Source organism: Pseudomonas lactucae (assembly GCF_016937615.1).
Classification (GTDB): Bacteria; Pseudomonadota; Gammaproteobacteria; order Pseudomonadales; family Pseudomonadaceae; genus Aquipseudomonas; species Aquipseudomonas lactucae.
On the sequence record NZ_JAFHKI010000040.1, the window covers coordinates 1 to 2,923 of the forward strand.

General features: G+C 61.0%; 3 protein-coding genes and 1 pseudogene. 1 reads left to right on the forward strand and 3 read right to left on the reverse strand.

Features of this window, described 5'->3' with window-relative positions; translation table 11 throughout:
- Nucleotides 1–29: 29 nt before the first annotated feature.
- Genes secB through JWR98_RS08480 form a run of 3 tightly spaced genes read right to left on the reverse strand, consistent with a single transcriptional unit; the run spans nt 30 to nt 1,214 of the window.
- A complete protein-coding gene (gene secB / locus JWR98_RS08470) occupies nt 30–509 on the reverse strand; it encodes a protein-export chaperone SecB (RefSeq protein ID WP_003171119.1) in 480 nt (159 codons plus the stop codon).
- A 35-nt stretch (nt 510–544) separates the two neighbouring features.
- Entirely contained in the window at nt 545–799 is a 255-nt protein-coding gene (gene grxC, locus JWR98_RS08475) for a glutaredoxin 3 (protein ID WP_078731165.1), read from the reverse strand.
- Between the two features lies 1 nt (nt 800).
- Nucleotides 801–1,214 (reverse strand): rhodanese-like domain-containing protein, encoded by a 414-nt coding sequence (locus JWR98_RS08480; RefSeq protein WP_078731164.1) that lies wholly within the window; start codon nt 1,212–1,214, stop codon nt 801–803.
- A 151-nt stretch (nt 1,215–1,365) separates the two neighbouring features.
- Between JWR98_RS08480 and gpmI the strand changes: the two are divergent.
- Nucleotides 1,366–2,891: pseudogene (gene gpmI / locus JWR98_RS08485) on the forward strand (2,3-bisphosphoglycerate-independent phosphoglycerate mutase).
- Nucleotides 2,892–2,923 lie beyond the last annotated feature (32 nt).

Genomic DNA, 2,923 nt, shown 5'->3' on the forward strand with positions numbered 1-2,923 from the left:
CCACATTGGGTTCTGCGTCGGGTTCGAGATTACTGAACCGTCGACGAACCTTCCTGTTGCATGCGCTGCAGCTCTTGCGCGTACAGGGCATCGAAGTTCACCGGCGCCAGCATCAATGCCGGGAACGAGCCACGGGTAACCAGGCTGTCCAGGGTCTCGCGGGCATACGGGAACAGGATGTTCGGGCAGAACGCGCCCAGGGTGTGGCTCATGGACGCTTCGTCCAGGCCCTGGATCAGGAAGATGCCGGCCTGTTGTACTTCAGCGATGAAGGCCACTTCTTCGCCATTCTTGACGGTGACCGACAGGGTCAGTACCACTTCGTGGAAGTCGCCTTCCAGGGCTTTTTGGCGGGTGTTCAGGTCCAGCGCAACGCTTGGGGTCCATTCCTGGCGGAAGATGGCCGGGCTTTTCGGCGCTTCGAACGACAGGTCACGCACATAGATGCGCTGCAGCGAGAACTGTGGGCCTTGGTCTTGCGCTGCTTCGGTGTTCTGTTGATCAGTCATCGCAGATCCTTCTTTATCTTGGGGTCTTTAAGGGGTTAGGCGGACAGCAGCGCATCCAGTTTACCGGCGCGCTCCAGGGCGAACAGGTCATCGCAACCACCGATATGTTTGGTGCCGATCCAGATCTGCGGCACCGACGTGCGGCCGGCCTTCTGGGCCATTTCGGCGCGCACCTGGGGTTTGCCGTCGACCTTGATCTCTTCGAAGGCAACGCCCTTTTTCTCAAGCAGGGCCTTGGCCCGCATGCAGTAAGGGCACCAATCGCTGGAATACACGACAACCTGGCTCATATCACTTCACCAGCGGCAGGTTATCGGCGCGCCAGCTGCTGATGCCACCGGACAGCTTGGCGGCGGTGAAACCGGTCTTGAGCATTTCGCGGGCGTGGGTGCCGGCGTGCTGGCCCTGAGCGTCGACCAGGATGATGGTCTTGGCCTTGTGCTTTTCCAGCTCGGGCAAGCGCGCGATCAGCTTGTCCTGGGGAATGTTCAGCGCACCGACGATATGACCGGTGGCGAAATCCTTGGCGGGGCGGATGTCCACGACAATGGCCTCATCCTTGTTGACCAGCGCGGTCAGCTCCGATGTGCTCAGGCTGCGGCCACCACGGCTCATCTCGTGAGCGATCAGCAGCGCCAGCAGGATGACGAAGGCACCCACGAGCAGATAGTGGGCAGTGGCAAATGCAATCAGGTGATCAACCATCAAGGAGGTTCCAGGGCGTTAAAATGGCGGTAAGTATACACAGCCGCCAGGGGGGGCCAACCCCCGTAAAGCGGTGACGTGGTCGGAACTTCGCTTTAAACTGCCACTCCCTTTTCAATTGCCTTCCTTTATTACCGCCGCGAGAGGATCTATGACTACTACGCCTAAACCTTTGGTCCTGATAATTCTCGATGGCTTCGGACACAGTGAAAGCCACCACGACAACGCGGTCTACGCGGCGCGCAAGCCGGTACTGGACCGTTTGACGGCCACCGTGCCCAACGGCCTGATCTCAGGTTCCGGCATGGACGTAGGCCTGCCGGACGGCCAGATGGGCAACTCGGAAGTCGGCCATATGAACCTCGGCGCCGGACGAGTGGTGTATCAAGACTTCACCCGCGTGACCAAAGCGATCCGCGATGGCGAGTTCTTCGAGAACCCGATCATTTGCGCGGCGGTGGATAAAGCCGTGGCCGCCGGCAAGGCCGTGCACTTCATGGGCCTGCTGTCGGACGGCGGCGTGCACAGCCACCAGGACCATCTGGTGGCCATGGCCGAACTGGCCTTCAAGCGCGGCGCCGATAAAATCTACCTGCACGCCTTTCTCGATGGCCGCGACACGCCGCCCAAAAGCGCGCAATCGTCCATCGAACTGCTCGACGCCACCTTCGCCGCCCTGGGCAAAGGCCGCATCGCCAGCATCATCGGCCGTTACTTCGCCATGGACCGCGACAACCGCTGGGACCGCGTGGCCCAGGCCTACAACCTGATCGTCGACGGTCAGGCCGAATTCAACGCCGCTACCGCCCAGAAAGGCCTGGAAGCCGCCTATGCCCGTGGCGAGAGCGATGAATTCGTCAAGGCGACCACCATCGGCGAGCCGGTAAGAGTCGAAGACGGCGACGCGTGGTGTTCATGAACTTCCGCGCCGACCGTGCCCGCGAGCTGAGCCGCGTGTTTGTCGAAGACGGCTTCAAGGAGTTCGAGCGTGCGCGCCAGCCAAAAGTCCAATACGTAGGCCTGACCCAATACGCCGCCAGCATCCCGGCGCCTGCCGCGTTCGCAGCCGGCAGCCTGGACAACGTGCTGGGCGATTACCTGGCGAAAAACGGCAAGACCCAACTGCGCATCGCCGAAACCGAAAAATACGCCCACGTGACCTTCTTCTTCTCAGGCGGGCGCGAAGAGCCGTTTCCGGGCGAAGAGCGCATCCTGATCCCGTCGCCAAAAGTCGCCACTTACGATTTGCAGCCAGAAATGAGCGCTCCGGAGGTTACCGACAAGATCGTCGATGCCATTGAGCACCAGCGTTATGACGTGATCGTGGTCAACTACGCCAACGGCGACATGGTCGGCCACAGCGGCAACCTGGAAGCCGCGATCAAGGCCGTGGAGTGCCTGGACCTGTGCGTCGGCCGCATCGCCGACGCCCTGGAAAAAGTCGGCGGCGAAGCGCTGATCACCGCTGACCATGGCAACTGCGAGCAGATGTCCGACGAATCGACCGGTCAGGCCCACACCGCCCACACCACCGAGCCGGTGCCGTTCATCTATGTTGGCAAGCGCGATTTCAAAGTGCGTGACGGCGGCGTGCTGGCGGATGTGGCGCCGACCATGTTGATGCTGATGGGGTTGGAGAAGCCGGTTGAAATGACGGGCACTTCGATTCTGGTCTGAATCCAAAACACACCACAAAACAGTGTGGGAGG

Excerpts from the sequence above, each read along its gene's own strand:
- secB (WP_003171119.1), bottom strand. The coding sequence starts at position 509 with ATGACTGATCAACAGAACACCGAAGCAGCGCAAGACCAAGGCCCACAG.
- grxC (WP_078731165.1), bottom strand. The coding sequence starts at position 799 with ATGAGCCAGGTTGTCGTGTATTCCAGCGATTGGTGCCCTTACTGCATG.
- JWR98_RS08480 (WP_078731164.1), bottom strand. The coding sequence starts at position 1,214 with ATGGTTGATCACCTGATTGCATTTGCCACTGCCCACTATCTGCTCGTG.